The sequence below is a fragment of the Rhizobium sp. AC44/96 genome (assembly GCF_001692185.1).
Lineage (GTDB): Bacteria > Pseudomonadota > Alphaproteobacteria > Rhizobiales > Rhizobiaceae > Rhizobium.
Window position 1 is genome coordinate 150,926 of record NZ_LXKO01000039.1, and the last position, 16,538, is coordinate 167,463.

The following is a 16,538-nucleotide window of genomic DNA, read 5'->3' on the forward strand; positions in this document are numbered from 1 at the left end:
GCTTTGGCCGGGTTATCCCTTTTGCAACGACCTGGAACGACGATGCTCGATATCAAATGGATCCGTGAGAATCCCGAAGCGCTCGACGCAGCACTGGCCAAGCGTGGGGCAGAGCCACTTGCGCAGAGCCTGATCGCACTTGACGAGAAGCGCCGCTCCGCGGTCCAGAAGGTGCAGGACATGCAGTCCCGCCGCAATGCCGCCTCCAAGGAGATCGGCGCGGCCATGGCGCAGAAGAACAACGAGCTCGCGGAAAAGCTGAAGGCTGAAGTCGCCGACCTCAAGGTCCTGCTTCCGGCGGCCGAAGAGGATGACCGCCGCTTCTCCGACGAGTTGAACGACGCCCTGTCGCGCATTCCGAACGTCCCGCATGACGATGTACCAGTCGGCAAGGACGAGCACGACAACGTGGTTGCCCGCGTTACCGGCGAGAAGCCGCGTTGGAACCATACACCGAAGGAACACTTCGAGATCGGCGAAGCGCTCGGTTACATGGATTTCGAAACGGCGACAAAGCTCTCCGGCTCGCGGTTCACGGTGCTGACCGGCCCGCTGGCACGGTTGGAGCGGGCGCTTGGCCAGTTCATGATCGACCTGCACACCAGCGAGCATGGCTACACGGAAGTGAGCTCGCCGCTGATGGTGCGCGATGAGGCGGTCTTCGGCGTGGGGCAGCTGCCGAAATTCGCCGAGGACATGTTTCGCACGACGGATGGCCGCTGGTTGATCCCCACCGCCGAAGTCACGCTCACCAATCTTGTGCGCGAGCAGATCCTCGATCAGGAAAAATTGCCGCTGCGCTTCACCGCTCTCACCCCGTCCTTCCGCTCGGAAGCGGGTTCGGCAGGGCGCGATACGCGCGGGATGCTGCGTCAGCATCAGTTCTGGAAGTGCGAGCTCGTTTCGATCACCGACGCGGAGAGCTCGATTGCCGAACATGAGCGTATGACGGCCTGCGCCGAAGAGGTGCTGAAGCGCCTCGGCCTGCATTTCCGGACGCTGACACTCTGCACCGGCGACATGGGCTTCGGATCGCGCAAGACCTACGATCTAGAGGTCTGGCTGCCGGGACAGAACACCTATCGCGAAATCTCCTCCTGCTCGGTCTGTGGTGATTTCCAGGCACGCCGAATGAATGCTCGCTACCGTGGCAAGGAAGACAAGGCGACGAAGTTTGTCCACACGCTGAACGGTTCCGGCACTGCCGTTGGGCGCTGCCTGATCGCCGTGCTCGAAAACTACCTGAACGAGGACGGTTCGGTGACTGTTCCTGACGTTCTGGTGCCCTACATGGGTGGCCTTACGAAGATCGAACGGGCGGCCTGAGTTCATGCGCATTCTGCTCACCAACGACGACGGCATTCACGCAGAAGGCCTTGCGGCGCTGGAGCGGATTGCGCGAACACTCTCCGACGACGTCTGGATCGTTGCGCCCGAAACGGATCAGAGCGGGCTTGCGCATTCGCTGAGCCTCTCTGAGCCTTTGCGCTTGCGCAAGATCTCGGACAAGCATTTCGCACTGCGCGGCACGCCGACCGATTGTGTCATCATGGGCATCAAGCAGGTCATGGATATCAAGCCGGACCTCGTGCTCTCCGGCGTCAACTCCGGCTCGAACGTTGCCGACGACGTGACTTATTCGGGCACCATCGCGGGTGCGATCGAGGGCACGATGCAGGGCGTCCGTTCCTTCGCGCTCAGCCAGGCCTATATGCACGCCGATGGGGTACGCACGGTTCCGTGGGACGTCTGTGAAGCGCATGCGCCCGCCTTGCTCGATCGGCTGATATCGCTCGAGCTCCCAGAGGGAACGTTCCTCAATCTTAATTTTCCGAATTGCCAGCCTGAACAGGTCGAGGGTGTCGAGGTGACCGCACAGGGCAAGCTCGCCTTCAACCTGCAGGTGGACGCCCGCGCCGATGGCCGCGGTTTTCCCTACTACTGGCTGAAGTTCGGTGAGCGTGCCGGCGCCTTTGAAGAGGGAACGGATATTCACGCTCTCAAGCATCGCAAGATTTCGGTAACGCCTTTGAAACTGGATCTGACTGATTATTCCGTACAGGACCGCGTGGCGCGGGCGCTTTCGGGTACGGAGTAAATCGCTTTGACGGCACGTCTGGTGGAGAAGGAAGGCTTTGCGGCGCTCGTTTTGAGGCTGCGGGCAGAAGGCGTGTCCGATATCGACCTGCTGACCGCTGTCGAGCAAACGCCGCGTTCGTTGTTCGTGCCGCCGCAGTTCGCCGAGCAGGCCTATTCCAGCCGCACCATCCCCATCGAGTGCGGCTCCTTCCTCGAAGGAGTCGACCTCGCTGTCCGAACCCTGCATTCCCTGAGGGTCAAGCCCGGCCAGCGCGTTCTCGAGGTCGGCACCGGCAGCGGCTTCATGACAGCCGTGATCGCGCGGTTGGCAGAGCGGGTGTTGACCATAGACCGCTACAAGACATTGACGGCCAATGCGCAAAAGCGGATTGAATCGCTTGGAATCCGCAATGTCATCGTCCGACAGGCCGACGGAAGCGCAGGCCTGCCGGGCGAGGGGACTTTCGACCGCATTCTCGTTACGGCAGCCTTCAATTCGATGCCGCGCTTCTATGCCGACCAACTGGTCTCGGGTGGTTCGATGATCGCGCCGCTGATGATTTCCGAGACCGAATGTCGCCTTGTGCGGTTGACGAAGACCGGCAGCCGTTTCGAGCGCGAAGAGCTTTTCAACTCTCCCTATCTGCCCATCGTGCCGCGCATCGCATCCCAGCTCTGAGCTGGCGGCGCGTCCTATGGTTAGCAATTTCTCAAAAAAATCGCACTGATTCCGGCGCTTTAACCGGGTGGTAATACTAACGCGCTTTAATCATACCCACAAATGGTTGCGTTATTCAGTGTGGGTCGAGTCATGCGTTTCAGTCTTTCGCCTAAGTTCGGGAAGTCTGCCGGTAATGTTCTGATGGCGGCTTTTCTGGCGAGTGCCGCAACGGGATGTAGTTCCGATGTGACACGTTTCGGCGGTCTGTTCTCTTCGTCCGGTCAGGACCAGATGACGACCAATTCCATACCGCGCAGAAACATGAGCGGCCTCCAAGGCGATCCGGTTCCTCGTGCCGACCTCCAGGGTGGCGCGATGCAACCCGACTATTCCACTCAAAACCAGGCGATGAACCAGCCATACCCGGCCGCGCAGCCCGCTTACGGTTCGAGCGCTCGCATGGCGTCCGCTCCGGTCTCCGTGCAGCGGTCCGAATTGTCTGCGCCGGGTGCCGCCGCTCCTGCCCACGAGAAGCAGGTTGCTCTCGCTCAGCCTTTCCCCGCAGCAGTCGCTCCGAAGAAGTCGGCGCCGGTAATCGTTCCGCCGAAGGCTGATACGGATTCTATCGTCACCGGCACCACGCCGAAGGTTTCCGGTTGGTCGGCGACTAATGCACCATCCGTCACTCTTCGGCCCGGCGAAAACGTCGCGACGCTGGCAAGGCGCTATGGTGTGCCGGAGAAGGAAATCCTGCGTGCCAACGGCCTGAAGACTGCATCTGCCGCCAAACCCGGCCAGATCATTCTGATCCCGACCTACAATGGCGGCGCCGCAAAGGCCTCCGCTCAAGCAGCGGATCTCTCCAAGGGTGGTCAGGCACCGCAGCCCGGCAAGTCGCAGGAACAGAACGTCGCGGTCATGCCGGGCGCCAATTCCGCTCGTGACAAGTCGGTAGCGAGCGCCGATCCGACCGGCAAAATGACTGCTGGCAAGGGACCGAAGGGCGCTGGTGGAACCTATGTGGTCAAGCCTGGTGACTCGCTCGCCAAGATCGCCAAGGCGACGGGCAACAGCATCGATGAACTCAAGGCCGCCAACAATCTCGGCGCCGGTTCGATCCGCATCGGCCAGGAACTCAGCATTCCGAATGGAGCGGGTTCTCCCGACGCGATGAAGACCGCATCGATCCCGGCCAAGGCTGAGCCGAAGCCGGTTGCACAGCCGGTGTCGGCAACGACCACCGCCGCAGCCCAGCCTGCAACCTACAAGGCTCCGGTTGCGACGGAGACCGTCGATGACGCCGCGAAGAAGGAAGTGGCATCCGCAGCGCCCGAGGCAACAGGCATCGGCAAGTATCGCTGGCCGGTTCGTGGTGCCGTCATCGCCGCCTACGGCGCCAACGTCAACGGCAGCCGCAACGACGGTATCGATATCTCGGTGCCGCAGGGAACGCCGATCAAGGCCGCTGAAAATGGTGTCGTGATCTACGCAGGCAATGGCCTGAAGGAACTCGGCAACACCGTTCTGGTTCGCCACGACGACGGTACCGTCACGGTTTACGGCAACGCCGACACCCTGAGCGTGACCCGCGGCCAGAAGATCCAGCGCGGCCAGACTGTCGCGGTCTCGGGAATGAGCGGAAATGTCAAGCAGCCGCAGGTTCACTTCGAAGTCCGTAAGGACGCAACGCCGGTGAACCCGATCACTTTCCTCGAATAGGTAGTTCGTATCGAGGACCAAGCAAAAGCCCGGCCGAAAGCCGGGCTTTTGTCGTTTTGGCGGTAATGTCGCTATCCCGCGCGATCGAGCGCGATGCGCATCCGACCGGCGAGGTCCTGCACGTACTGCCATGCGACACGGCCCGAGCGCGCACCCCGCGTCGTCGCCCATTCGAGCGCCTCGGCGTGCATCTTTTCCCGATCGAGCGTGAGCTTGAAGTGATCAGCATAGCCGTCGATCATCGTCAGGTAGTCTTCCTGGCTGCACTTGTGGAAGCCAAGCCAGAGACCGAAACGGTCAGAAAGCGAGACCTTCTCTTCGACGGCCTCGGACGGATTGATGGCCGTCGACTGCTCGTTCTCCATCATGTTGCGTGGCAGGAGGTGGCGGCGGTTCGACGTCGCGTAAAAGAGCACGTTTTCCGGCCGACCCTCAATGCCACCGTCAAGCGCTGCCTTCAGCGACTTGTAGGCGGTGTCGTCGTGATCGAATGAAAGATCGTCGCAGAAGACGATGACGCGATGCGGGGTGTTCTTGAGCAGGTCGAGGAGCGTCGGCAGGCTGGCGATATCCTCGCGGTGAACCTCCACGAGCTTCAGCGATACACCGCTCTCCCGCCGGACATCCTCATGCACGGCCTTAACCAGCGACGATTTGCCCATGCCACGCGCGCCCCAGAGAAGGACATTGTTGGCCGGGAAGCCGTCGGCGAAGCGAACGGTGTTCTCGTGGAGGATGTCACGGACGCGATCGACGCCCCGGATGAGCTTGAGGGCGACGCGATTGGGGCGCGCGACCGGCTGCAGATGCGAGCGGGCCGGCGACCAGACGAAGCAGTCCGCCGCATCCCAGTCGTTGACGGCGGGGGCCGGACCCGCCAGCCGTTCGACCGCATCGGCAAGACGGCGGAGTTCGGTGAGAATGACAGTGTTGACGTCTTCGGCCATAGCTTGTCCTCCTTGGGGCCTTGCGGCTGTGAGCCGTTCGCTTTTCGCAGCGGGGTAGCATGGCCTTTTGCGAGCGGAAAGGTTATTAGGCAACGGAATCGGTACGGTTTTCGGCTGTTTCTGTTGCATTCGCAAAGGCCGTAATTATAGTCCGGCCACCCGGCAAAATGGCGAAGTTCCGCCTCCGGAAAAGTTTTGAGGAGTTTAGCATGTTCGTCACCCCGGCATTCGCCCAGGCTGCAACCGACACCGCGGCATCGCCGTTCGGTTCGGGTTTTGAAATGATCATCCTGTTCGTGCCGCTGATGGTTGTCTGGTATTTCCTGCTGATCCGTCCGCAGCGGGCACAGGCAAAGAAGCGCGAAGAGACACTGAAGGCAATCCGTCGCGGCGACCAGGTCGTCACCGGCGGCGGCCTCGTCGGTAAGGTCACCAAGGTTGTCGATGACAAGGAAGTCGAAGTTGAAATCGCTGACGGCGTCCGCGTTCGCATCGTTCGCAGCGGCATCTCTGAAGTTCGCGTCAAGGGCGAACCCGTAAAGGCCGACGCCGCGTAACGAAGACAACCCCCGCGAACCGGGTTGGCCGGGTCGGATATCGTCGAGAGAAAATGCTTCATTTTTCCCGCTGGAAGACCATTCTGATCTGGTTCGTGGTGCTGGTGGCCGTGTTGATCGCGGCCCCCAATCTTTTGTCGGACAGGCAGCTTGACCGCCTGCCGTCCTGGGTACCTCACGATCGCGTCGCACTCGGCGGCGATCTGCAGGGCGGGACGCATGTTCTCTTCGCAATCGAGAAGGCCGACATCGTTCGCGAACGCCTCGAGAGCACAGTCGCGGATGTGCGCGGGAAGCTGCGCCAGGCCAATATCCGCTACACCGGCCTGACCGGCAACGATCAGACGGTGACGGTGAAGATCACCGATCCGGCGCAAATTCAGGCCGCCGTTGATACGCTGAAGAGCCTGGTGGTGAGCACCAAGGCTGGCCTCTTCGGAGGCTCCACGCAAAATCTCGACTTGCAGCAGGCCGAAGGCGGCCAGTTGACGCTGCAGATCTCCGACGCTGCAATCTTGAGCGGGATGGCCGCGGCTCAAGCGCAGTCGCTGGACGTCGTCCGTCGACGCATTGCCGATATGGGCAGCGAGAATTTCACCGTTCTGCCGGAGGGCTCCGATCGTATCGATGTGGAAGCGCTCGGTGCTGTCGATCCGGAGCGGCTGAAGAATATTCTCAACGAACCAGCCAAGCTCTCTGTCCGGATGATCGACGAGAGCATGACAGGACAGGAAGCGCTGGCTGGACGCTGGCCAGCGACGTCGGAAATACTCTACTCGCTGGATGATCCTCCAGTTCCCTACCTCGTCGACAGAGCGGACTTTATCACCAGCAAGAACATCGTCGACGTTCAATCGAAGGTAGACGCTCAGACGCAGGCCGTTTCAATCACCTACACGCTGGATGCCGAAGGAACCGAGCGGCTCGCGCAGAAAACCCGACAGAACATCGGCCGGCACCTTGCGATCATTTTCGATGACCAGGTGATGGCTGCTCCCCTGATCAATGCTCCGATCCTCGATGGCGCAGGGGCGATCCCCGTCAGCTTTACGGAAGAGGGTGGACGTGACCTCGCGCTGATGCTGCGCGCGGGTGCCCTGCCTGCAACGCTGACAACCGTCGAGGAACGCACTGTCAGCCCCGCGCTCGGTTCGGAATCGGCACGCGCCGGCCTCGTTGCTGGCATCGTCGCCGCAATCCTCGTCATCGGCCTGATGTTCGGCTTCTATCGCGGGTTGGGCCTCATCGCCGCGCTCTCGCTTCTGCTCAATCTGATCGTCATCCTCGCGGTACTCAGCCTTATCGGCGCAACACTGACCCTGCCGGGCATTGCGGGGATCGTGCTGATCATGGGCATGGCGGTGGATGCGAACGTGCTCATCTACGAGCGCATTCGCGAAGAAGCCAAGTCTGGTCGCCCGTTCTTCCAAGCCATTGAGCATGGATATTCCAAGGCGATCATGACGATCCTCGATGCTAACGTCACGATCTTCATCGCGGCCGTCATCCTGTATTTCCTCGGCAATCACGCAGTCCGCGGCTTTGCCATTACGCTCGCGGCCGGAATTTTGACAACCGTATTCACGGCCGTAACCCTGACGCGGTGGATCGTCGTCACCTGGCTTCATAGACGTCACCCAAAGCATCTGCCCAAGGATGTGCGAACGGGTATCTTCGACCGCGCCAATATCCGTTTCATGGGCATTCGCCGCTACACGTTTAGCGCCTCGGCAGCGTTGTCGATCGCCGCGATGATCGGATTTGCGACCGTCGGCATGCATCTCGGCATCGATTTTGCCGGAGGCTCGATCGTCGAGGTCAAGGCAAAGCAGGGTGCAGCCGATCCTGACGACATCCGCGACCGCCTTGGGGATCTGAACCTCGGTGACATTTCTGTCCGTCGGCTCGGCGATCCCGCGAGCGCGTTGATCCAGCTTGAGTCCCAGGGCGGCGGCGAGAATGCCGAGCAATCGGCGATCACGCTTGTGCGCGATGAACTCGGCGACGATTACGATTTCCGTCGGGTCGAGGTGGTCGGTCCGGCAATTTCGGGAGAGCTGACGAAGGCGGCCACGCTTGGCGTTCTGGCATCACTTGCGGTCATTCTGATTTACATATGGATGCGGTTCGAATGGCAGTTTGCTGTCGGGGCGATTATCGCGACATTGCACGACATCATCCTTGTGCTCGGCCTGTTCGTGTTGACCGGCATGGATTTCAATCTGACCAGCGTCGCCGCATTGCTGACCATCATCGGCTATTCGTTGAACGACACCGTCGTCGTCTACGATCGCCTGCGCGAGAATCTTCAGCGTTACCGCAAGATGCCGTTGCCGATCCTGATCGATGCAACGATCAATCAGACGCTGTCGCGCACCGTCTTGACGGCCGCGACGACGATGCTTGCGCTACTGGCGCTTTCGCTTTTCGGCGGAGAAGTGATCCGCTCCTTTGCCTTCGTCATGCTCATCGGCGTTGCCATGGGCACTTTTTCCTCCATTTACATCGCAGCGCCGGTACTGATTGTTTTCAAACTTCGTCCGGACGCGTTCGACAACGACCAAGACAGGAATGCAGCGGAGCCGGGCACGAAGACCGGCAATCCGGCAATATGAGACCATGGCAAGAGGCATAGAAATACGCGAGGCGCATTTCCCCGGGCGCGCGCCGATCGATACATATGGCAATGGGGGCTTCCGCTTTGCGGACATGTCGCACCGCGGCTCGATCCTCTGCCTGCCCTCGGGAATCTACGGCTGGGACATGGACGCGACGAAACCGCTTTCCGTCGAGAGTTTCGAGCGCGTGCTTGCCGAGGCAGCCGAGATCGAATTTCTGCTGCTCGGCACAGGAACAGACATGCGCCCGATCCCGGCCGACCTGAAGGTTGCGCTCAAGGCCGCAGGCATCTCGTCCGACTCGATGAACACGGGGGCTGCTGTGCGCACCTTCAACATCATGCTCATGGAATCGCGCGCAGTGGCTGCCGCGTTGATCGCAGTCTGAACATGGCCGACCAATCAATGACGAACCAGGATATCTGCCTGGCGATGCTGCGCGACAACGATCGCGACCGTTATCTGGCCTGCCTGCTGTCACCAGAAGACAAGCGCGGCGCGCTGGCCGCGCTCTACGCCTTCAACGCGGAACTCGCGCGCATCCGCGACCTCGTGCACGAGCCGCTTCCCGGCGAAGTCCGCATGCAATACTGGCGCGATCTGCTGGCGGGCAGCGCCCACGGTTCGACCGAGGCCAATCCGGTGGCATCGGCACTGTTGACGGCGATCGACACACATCGGCTGCCGCGCCAGACACTTACCGACATGATCGACGCACGCATCTTCGATCTTTACGATGACCCGATGGAAACGCGGACCTCGCTCGAAGGTTATGCCGGTGAAACGGCATCTGCGCTGATCCAGTTGGCAAGCCTGGTGCTGGCGCCGGAAGACGCTGCGAAGTCCGCCGAAGCCGCCGGACACGCTGGCGTTGCCCAGGCCATCGCCGGGCTTTTGCTGCTGATGCCGCTGCATCGCCACCGGGGCCAGCTTTACATCCCGCTGGAAATTCTTGCCGCGACCGGCCTTGATCGTGATGCGTTCCTTGCGGGGCAAGACAAGCAGCGCATTTCGGCTGCGATCCAAGCCTTTGCCGGTCTCGGCAGGGATCATCTCGCCAAGGCACGTGATGTCGCGATAGCACCTGCCGTCTTCCCGGCATTTCTGCCGGCGGCGCTGGCCAGCAACGTTCTCGCCAGTGCCCAGAAGGCCGGCGTAGGGTTGTTCGAGCGGTCGCTTCAGCAGTCCCAATGGCGCCGCCAGATCAGCATGACACTCGCTCTTGTGCGCAAGAAAGTCTGATGGGTTCAAACTCGCGCAAGGCTCGTGCATTATGGATAGTGCTGCTGCCATGTTTTGAACGGAGAACGGCGTGAGCATAATCGTCTGGTGCGTCATATTCGCCATCGTCATCGCCATTGCTGTCGTCTCCACGCGCATGGCGTCGCGGAACCAGGAAGATGGCCTGCACGATACCGGGCTCGCGATCATCGAGTTCAATCGCGCCTTTCCGAACGAGGCGATCCGCCAGCTGCAGGCGACTGCCGATGGGCAGGCCGTATTTGTCCGTCTTCACGACAACAAGGCGGGCTTCATGCGCAACATGCAGCGGCATTATTCCTGCCATGTCATCGAACCCGGAAGAGTGCGCGTGCTGAGCTCGGAAACGGGCAGAGGCTTGAGCATCCAGTTTCTGGATGCGCCCCATCACAACGCCACCTTCGAGTTTGCCTCTCCAAGAGAGGCGTCCGAAGTGTCGCTCTGGCTGCTTGGCAACTATGTCGCCGATCCCGACAAGGAGTTGCCGGCAACCAATCCATCGGCTGCCAATCGCCACTAGCCCACGCCGGCCGACGCCGGCCCATCGCGTGGTCAAGCGCTGCACTGCGTTGTTTTTTTTAGCATTGCCTCATGTTGGAAATGGGCGCAAGATTTTGCCTCATCCGGTGAATGTTTGAAACCGTTTCACAACGCGATGGAGGCGCATGATGGTGCTTGCAATCAATGATATCGCCCCGGATTTCGAAGCTCAGACAACGCAAGGAAAGATCAGTTTCCACAACTGGATCGGCAATTCCTGGGCTGTGCTGTTCTCCCATCCGAAGGATTTTACCCCCGTCTGCACGACCGAGCTCGGCTACATGGCGAAGATCAAGCCGGAATTCGACAGGCGCGGCGTGAAGATCATCGGCCTTTCCGTTGATCCGTTGGAACGACATGTTGGCTGGCTGAAGGACATCGAGGAGACGCAAGGCGTCAGACCGAACTACCCGATGATTGCTGATGTCGATTTCGCTGTCTCGAAGCGCTACAACATGCTGCCGGCGCTGGTGTCGGGTGATCCGACAACGCGTACCGCGGCCGACAATCAGACTGTCCGCAATGTTTTCGTGATCGGGCCCGACAAGAAGATCAAGCTGATCCTGGTCTACCCGATGACGACAGGCCGGAATTTCGATGAAGTGCTACGTGTCATCGATTCCCTGCAGCTGACGGCAAAGCACAAGGTTGCAACGCCTGTGAACTGGAAGGACGGCGACGACGTCTTTATCGCCGGGTCCGTCTCGGACGACGATGCGAAAAAGCAGTATCCGCAGGGCTGGACGTCACCGAAGCCCTATATCCGCATCGTGCCGCAGCCGCACGGTTAGCCTTCGCGAGATAGTGGCGGACAACAAGTGCCCGCCAACTCTCCTGTCAGGCCGTTTCCGCCAAGGGCGCGGCCTGACCGAGCCAGGTTGCGCAATCGGCGAGCGCCCGCTTGGCGATCAGCTGACGCTTCATGATCGTCTTGTCCTTGCCACGGAAGCGCTTCACGCCTTCCGGCTTGACGATCGAACCCGGTTGCAGTTCCGGGAAAAGACCGAAATTGATGTTCATCGGCTGGAACGAACGCTTTCCGGGCTCTTCGTCGGTGACGATATGGCCGCCGGTGATGTGGCCGAGGAGCGAACCAAGCGCAGTTGTCGCCGGTGGCAGCGAGACGGCTTCGCCTTTGCGCTCTGCCGCTGCGAAACGACCGGCCAGCAGCCCGACGCTCGCGCTTTCGACATAGCCTTCGCAGCCAGTGATCTGACCGGCAAAGCGCAGGCCAGGCCGCGACTTCAGGGTCAGCGACGAATCGAGCAGCGTCGGCGAATTGATGTAGGTATTGCGGTGCAGGCCACCAAGGCGCGCGAACTCGGCGTTCTCGAGGCCGGGAATCATCCGGAAGATCTCGGCCTGCGCACCGTATTTCAGCTTCGTCTGGAAGCCAACCATGTTGTAGAGCGTGCCGAGCGCATTGTCCTGTCGCAGCTGGACGACCGCATAGGCCTTCACTGTCGGGTTATGCGCATTGGTAAGGCCCATCGGTTTCATCGGGCCGTGGCGCAACGTCTCGCGGCCGCGCTCCGCCATGACTTCGATCGGCAGGCAGCCGTCGAAATATGGCGTGCCTTCCCATTCCTTGAAGCCCACGGTGTCGCCGGCGATCAGCGCATCCACGAAGGCATTGTACTGCTCTTCGTTCAAGGGGCAGTTGATGTAATCCTTGCCGGTGCCGCCCGGGCCGACCTTGTCGTAGCGCGACTGATACCAGCAGATATCCATGTCGATGCTCTCGCGGTACACGATCGGCGCGATGGCATCGAAGAAGGCAAGTGCGTCAGCGCCGGTCTCGGCCTGTATGGCCTGCGCAAGGGAAGGGGCCGTCAGTGGTCCCGTTGCGACGATCGCTAGGCCCCACTCCTTCGGCGGCAGACCGGTGATTTCCTCCCGAACGACGGTGATCAGCGGATTGTCGTGGATCGCCTTGGTCACAGCGTCGGAAAACCCGTCGCGATCGACGGCGAGCGCTCCGCCAGCCGGAACCTGATGGCGGTCGGCACACGCCATGATCAGCGATCCGGCCATCCGCATCTCGGCATGGATCACGCCAACCGCGTTGCTGGTCGCGTCATCGGAGCGGAACGAGTTCGAGCAGACAAGCTCTGCAAGGCCGTCCGACTTGTGGGCGTCGGTGCCGCGCACACCGCGCATTTCGTGCAGGACGACGGGGACGCCCGCGCTGGCGATCTGCCATGCGGCTTCCGAGCCGGCGAGCCCGCCGCCGATGACATGGATGGGGGAAGAAGTAGAGGTCGTGTTCATGGCGGCTGATTATCACGCCGGCCGGGGACATGGAACCGAAAGAATCAACGACCGGGCACATCTTCAGGCGTCCCGGCGGGTTCGCGGAATTCTCCCAAGGCGTCGACGACAAGGAAAAGGAACCAGCCTTCATCTGGCCGCGCGGCGAACGGCGCGTGATGCTCTCGACCGCCACAAACTCGGCGCGGCAAATTCCCTCAACAAGAATGGAAGCCTCTAGCGAGCGGAGGACATCATGAACCAGTACGTTACCGATATCGATGAAGCATTGCGGCCGCTCGATCTACGACGGACGGCCGTGCCCGAAGTGGGCGTTCAAGATCAGGCGATGGAGAAGCTTGCGTCGATACAGGCAAGTCTCTCAAATCTTGTGAAGGCGCGAGATCAGGAAGTGCAACTCGGCAACGGCAAGTCGATACTGGACGCTGTTAGCCAGAGCTGATCCAACGATAGGTCGGCGACCGTGGGCCCGCTTAATATAGACGATCAATCAGGAAGCGGATCGCGCAGGGGCATTGGGAGTGGTGTCCCGATTGGCCGGGGGGGTGTCCCGCGCGATCCTAGATGAGTCATACCAGAGGCGCGTGGAAAATAAAAGAACCAATAGGTACCCAAAATATTGATAGGCAGTCTTGCCTCAATCTTTAGACCCCGATCGCTAGCTTGATGCTTCTTGCGCAATGCGGCCTCCGTAATCACAGTGCATCGCTACGGCTGCTCGCGTGTACCCGGAGCCGCCTCACGCTGATCGGCATCCTTGAGATCCGCCGCGACAATAAAGCTGTCGGTATGCTGCCTGACGGCCTCACGAATGGCATCAAGTCGTGGGAGGTCGTCGCCTTCCAGCTGGTCAGCTGAGTGGCCGATCTCGTGTTCAGCCTGCAGCCAATGGTCTGTATGCCGGTCTTCCGGCCTGCCTTCGCGTTCCCAGATTGAATAGGCGCGTTCTCTGATAGCTTTTTCGCGGTCGTTCATTGGAGCCTCCGGCTTCGTTCCGCGGCTGAAAGATGAAAGCCCGGCGCTAGGGGAGCACCGGGCTTTGAAGTCGGCTGGCACTTAGGGCGGTTGCCAGCCATGCGCGCAACGTGTTTGGGGCGTGCGTTGCAGACATAAAACGCGGCTTTCAGAAAAAGGTTCCGTGCACCGGCAAGGAAGTCGTTTTTCTGTATGGGGCAGCAGATTGCTTCGGCTCACAAGGGGCTCGTCCAGAGGTTTGGGGCTCCGGCCAACGCGATCCGCCAAAAGAGCGCCAAGGCGCGTTCCATGGGGATATCGCACGTGAAAAAGCCCGCCCTGGGCCCGAGCCAGGACGGGCTCCTACCGATCCGACCCCATCGGACCACGGCTGCCTTCTTACCGCTATCTAGACGTTAGCGCTTTGGAATATACGTGCAATTCCAACCTTGGCCGATGGTTAGTCGGTAAGGTTACCTCGGCAGCGGTACTACAGGGAAAATCCGTATCCTGGAAAAGGAAAGCCCGGTGCGGAGGGACCGACACCGGGCTGACATTTCCAGCCAGCGGCCCTCGTGACCGCCTGCCGAAGCAACGCCACGGGAGCAACGCCGCTGCCTGATTAATGGCTGGCCTTACGGATTGTTCCAAGACGGCTTTGCGCGTTGCGTTGAGTGAGCAGTATCGACCCACAGTCGAATGTATATGACATGGATACATCCAAAAGCAGGCGGTCTTTCCCAATTAGTATAGGATCCAGGCAGCTATCATCGCCTCGTCGCATCGATATACTTCGTCGGCTTAGTGAGCGTTGTGTATGCGTGCGGGGGGGTACCATGTGCGACTTGAGTTCGGAGCGATGGGATGTGGCGATCGTTGGGGCGGGCATGGGCGGATCTGCTTTGGCCTATTCCCTTGCCCTTTCCGGATTTAGCGTTCTGATCGTTGAAAAGGGCGAGGCTGAAGTCGACAAAGACGCCTCGGACGCCGAGAGCTTCGATCCCGAGACGCGGATGCTCGCGGGCCTTTGGCCTCACCCCGTTGAAGCAACAGTCGATGCTTCCAACGTCAGATTCTTTCCCGCCTTGGGGTGCGGCCCGGGCGGCTCCACGATTCTATACGGTGGCACGCTCGAGCGCTTTCAGCGCGATGACTTCAGTAGAGCTGACGATCGCGGCAATCCAACACCTTCCTGGCCGATCTCTTACGACGACCTGACGCCATTTTACCGGCTTGCGGAAGAATGCCTCAAGGCACGCGGCGGTCGGGATCCCTTGCAGTCGGACGCCGAGGAACTTCAGAATACCGTTTCGCTGAATGCAACCGACCGTCATTTCTTCGCATCGCTGCGTTCCAACGGCATGAACCCATATGAGCTCCGTACCGCCGGCGACAGCGATTCCCGTGGCGGCAAGATGAATGCATACGATGCCTTTCTCGATCCTGCCATCAGATCAGGCGGGGTGCATCTGCTTGCAAGGTGTGTTGCCAAGCGCATCGGGGCCGGTCCGAATGAGGTGACGGGCCTTCTGTGTCAGCAGGATGGGCGGGAATTCGAGGTAAAGGCGACGATCTATGTCCTCGCAGCCGGCGCGCTGTCGACACCTGTTCTGATGCTCGGTTCCGCGAGCCCGCTTTGGCCAAATGGAATCGCCAATTCATCGGGTTTGGTGGGACGCAATTTGATGTTCCACATCTCCGACTTTATCGCCGTCTGGCCACGCCGTGGAGGCAGGGTTTCGTCGCCGGCGAAATCGATCGGCTTTCGTGACTTCTATTGGCACCAAGGCGAAAAGTTGGGCCAGATACAATCGACGGGGCTCACCGCTGGCCGTTCGAACATTCTGCAGTATCTGAAGGAGCGGTTTGATACGGGCCGCTTGCGATTGCCCCGATCGCTGAGGCCGCTCTTGCATATTCCTGCTTTCCTGGGCTCCTTGTTTTTTGGGCGCGCTACGATCTTCGCCTCGATCATGGAAGACCGCCCCTATTGGGAGAACCAAGTCTTGCCCGGCTCACCGGCGGCCGGCGAGATCCGCTTTCGCTACACGTCGCGTGATGAGTTGAAGGGCCGAATAGCGCGGTTTCGAAAACTCTATCGCCGGGCATTTTCCGGTCACCGAATGTTCTTGCTTAGCACTGGGCAAAACCTCAACTACGGTCATGCCTGCGGCACGTGCCGGTTTGGCGACAATCCTGAGTCATCGGTCTTGAATGCGAACAATCAGGCGCACGATCTTGCAAACCTGTTTGTCGTCGATGGTTCGTTCTTTCCCAGCAGCGGGGGAACCAATCCGAGCCTGACCATCGCCGCGAATGCGCTGCGCGTCGGTCAGCATATCGCGCAGCGTTTATCCAGAGTGGATCTCAACGAGGATTTAGATGTTGCTCGCTCGGCCATGCCTGCGACCGTACAATAGCTGATCGAGATCAGCGCGGCGCTCAGCACTCAACGCGATCGAAGTCGATCAAGGCAATCAATAGGCCAGAAACGCAAAACGGCGCCATCATGGCGCCGTTTTGGAAGCTTCACGCACTCGCTATTAACGGAATGCGCGGGAAGCGATGTTGCGGATTTCGTAGCGGTTGACACCGATGTCGGACAGCGTCTGGTTCGACAGGCTGGCGAGTTCGGTAAGCGTACGGCGGTAGCTGATCCAGCTCTTTGCAATGCGAATAGGGTTCATGGTCGTTTCCTTAGAATGACAATCGTGGGCGGCGTCATTGCCGCTCGAACGTGGTTGACGCTTATATAGGCTTCTGCAGTCATATTGTGCAGTGCAAATATTAGTCGCCTGCCATGCAATTGTGCATATGATGCACACCCAATGAGCAGTCGTCATTTTTTGAGCAAGTGCAAGGCACGGGAGTTGGCCGCAACCGGAGCGGTATCCAGCTGATGGACAAAAGAAAACACCCGCGGCCTGAGGCA

The 16,538-nt window shown here is 60.1% G+C and carries 15 protein-coding genes and 1 pseudogene; 12 read left to right on the plus strand and 4 right to left on the minus strand.

Annotated features, from left to right (window positions below):
• Positions 1-42 precede the first annotated feature (42 nt).
• The 4 genes from serS to A6U87_RS26185 all read left to right on the plus strand — a co-directional run bounded on the left by serS (position 43) and on the right by A6U87_RS26185 (position 4,459).
• Positions 43-1,326, plus strand: coding sequence for a serine--tRNA ligase (serS, locus tag A6U87_RS26170; RefSeq protein ID WP_065694240.1), 1,284 nt, complete (start codon positions 43-45; stop codon positions 1,324-1,326).
• A 4-nt stretch (positions 1,327-1,330) separates the two neighbouring features.
• Entirely contained in the window at positions 1,331-2,098 is a 768-nt protein-coding gene (gene surE, locus A6U87_RS26175; protein ID WP_065694241.1) for a 5'/3'-nucleotidase SurE, read from the plus strand.
• Positions 2,099-2,104: 6 nt separating this feature from the next.
• A complete protein-coding gene (locus tag A6U87_RS26180; RefSeq protein ID WP_065694242.1) occupies positions 2,105-2,758 on the plus strand; it encodes a protein-L-isoaspartate(D-aspartate) O-methyltransferase in 654 nt (217 codons plus the stop codon).
• A gap of 132 nt (positions 2,759-2,890) precedes the next feature.
• Positions 2,891-4,459: a LysM peptidoglycan-binding domain-containing M23 family metallopeptidase gene (locus A6U87_RS26185; RefSeq protein WP_083199683.1), complete on the plus strand. Its 1,569-nt coding sequence runs from the start codon at positions 2,891-2,893 to the stop codon at positions 4,457-4,459.
• A 71-nt stretch (positions 4,460-4,530) separates the two neighbouring features.
• On the opposite strand, the gene A6U87_RS26190 is transcribed toward A6U87_RS26185, so the two are convergent.
• Positions 4,531-5,406, minus strand: a complete 876-nt coding sequence (locus A6U87_RS26190) for an ATP-binding protein (protein ID WP_065694244.1) — start codon at positions 5,404-5,406, stop codon at positions 4,531-4,533.
• Positions 5,407-5,615: 209 nt separating this feature from the next.
• Between A6U87_RS26190 and yajC the strand changes: the two genes are divergently transcribed.
• The 6 genes from yajC (at position 5,616) to A6U87_RS26220 (ending at position 11,172) form a co-directional block, all read left to right on the plus strand.
• On the plus strand, positions 5,616-5,963 hold the full coding sequence (yajC, locus tag A6U87_RS26195) for a preprotein translocase subunit YajC (RefSeq protein WP_065694245.1): 348 nt from the start codon (positions 5,616-5,618) through the stop codon (positions 5,961-5,963).
• Between the two features lie 53 nt (positions 5,964-6,016).
• Complete coding sequence (gene secDF, locus A6U87_RS26200) at positions 6,017-8,578, plus strand: protein translocase subunit SecDF (RefSeq protein WP_065694246.1); 2,562 nt, start codon at positions 6,017-6,019, stop codon at positions 8,576-8,578.
• Between the two features lie 4 nt (positions 8,579-8,582).
• On the plus strand, positions 8,583-8,969 hold the full coding sequence (locus tag A6U87_RS26205) for an Mth938-like domain-containing protein (protein WP_065694247.1): 387 nt from the start codon (positions 8,583-8,585) through the stop codon (positions 8,967-8,969).
• Between the two features lie 2 nt (positions 8,970-8,971).
• Positions 8,972-9,823 carry a phytoene/squalene synthase family protein gene (locus A6U87_RS26210; protein ID WP_065694248.1) on the plus strand — a complete coding sequence of 284 codons (852 nt, stop codon included), beginning with the start codon at positions 8,972-8,974 and terminating at the stop codon, positions 9,821-9,823.
• 70 nt (positions 9,824-9,893) lie between these two features.
• Entirely contained in the window at positions 9,894-10,361 is a 468-nt protein-coding gene (locus A6U87_RS26215) for a hypothetical protein (protein WP_065694249.1), read from the plus strand.
• A gap of 148 nt (positions 10,362-10,509) precedes the next feature.
• On the plus strand, positions 10,510-11,172 hold the full coding sequence (locus A6U87_RS26220) for a peroxiredoxin (protein ID WP_065694250.1): 663 nt from the start codon (positions 10,510-10,512) through the stop codon (positions 11,170-11,172).
• A 46-nt stretch (positions 11,173-11,218) separates the two neighbouring features.
• Here the strand turns inward: A6U87_RS26220 and trmFO are convergent, their stop codons facing one another.
• Entirely contained in the window at positions 11,219-12,652 is a 1,434-nt protein-coding gene (gene trmFO, locus A6U87_RS26225; protein ID WP_065694251.1) for a methylenetetrahydrofolate--tRNA-(uracil(54)-C(5))-methyltransferase (FADH(2)-oxidizing) TrmFO, read from the minus strand.
• A 235-nt stretch (positions 12,653-12,887) separates the two neighbouring features.
• Here trmFO and A6U87_RS26235 point away from each other — a divergent pair, with 235 nt between their 5' ends.
• A complete protein-coding gene (locus tag A6U87_RS26235) occupies positions 12,888-13,094 on the plus strand; it encodes a hypothetical protein (protein ID WP_065694253.1) in 207 nt (68 codons plus the stop codon).
• 266 nt (positions 13,095-13,360) lie between these two features.
• Here A6U87_RS26235 and A6U87_RS26240 read toward each other — a convergent pair.
• Positions 13,361-13,618, minus strand: a pseudogene (locus tag A6U87_RS26240) (DUF2934 domain-containing protein); the annotation flags it as partial.
• Between the two features lie 824 nt (positions 13,619-14,442).
• Here A6U87_RS26240 and A6U87_RS26250 point away from each other — a divergent pair.
• Positions 14,443-16,026: a GMC oxidoreductase gene (locus A6U87_RS26250; RefSeq protein ID WP_065694256.1), complete on the plus strand. Its 1,584-nt coding sequence runs from the start codon at positions 14,443-14,445 to the stop codon at positions 16,024-16,026.
• Between the two features lie 123 nt (positions 16,027-16,149).
• On the opposite strand, the gene A6U87_RS26255 is transcribed toward A6U87_RS26250, so the two are convergent.
• The gene (locus A6U87_RS26255) at positions 16,150-16,293 is read right to left on the minus strand and encodes a DUF1127 domain-containing protein (protein WP_065694257.1); all 144 of its coding nucleotides are present in this window, start codon (positions 16,291-16,293) and stop codon (positions 16,150-16,152) included.
• Positions 16,294-16,538: the final 245 nt, after the last annotated feature.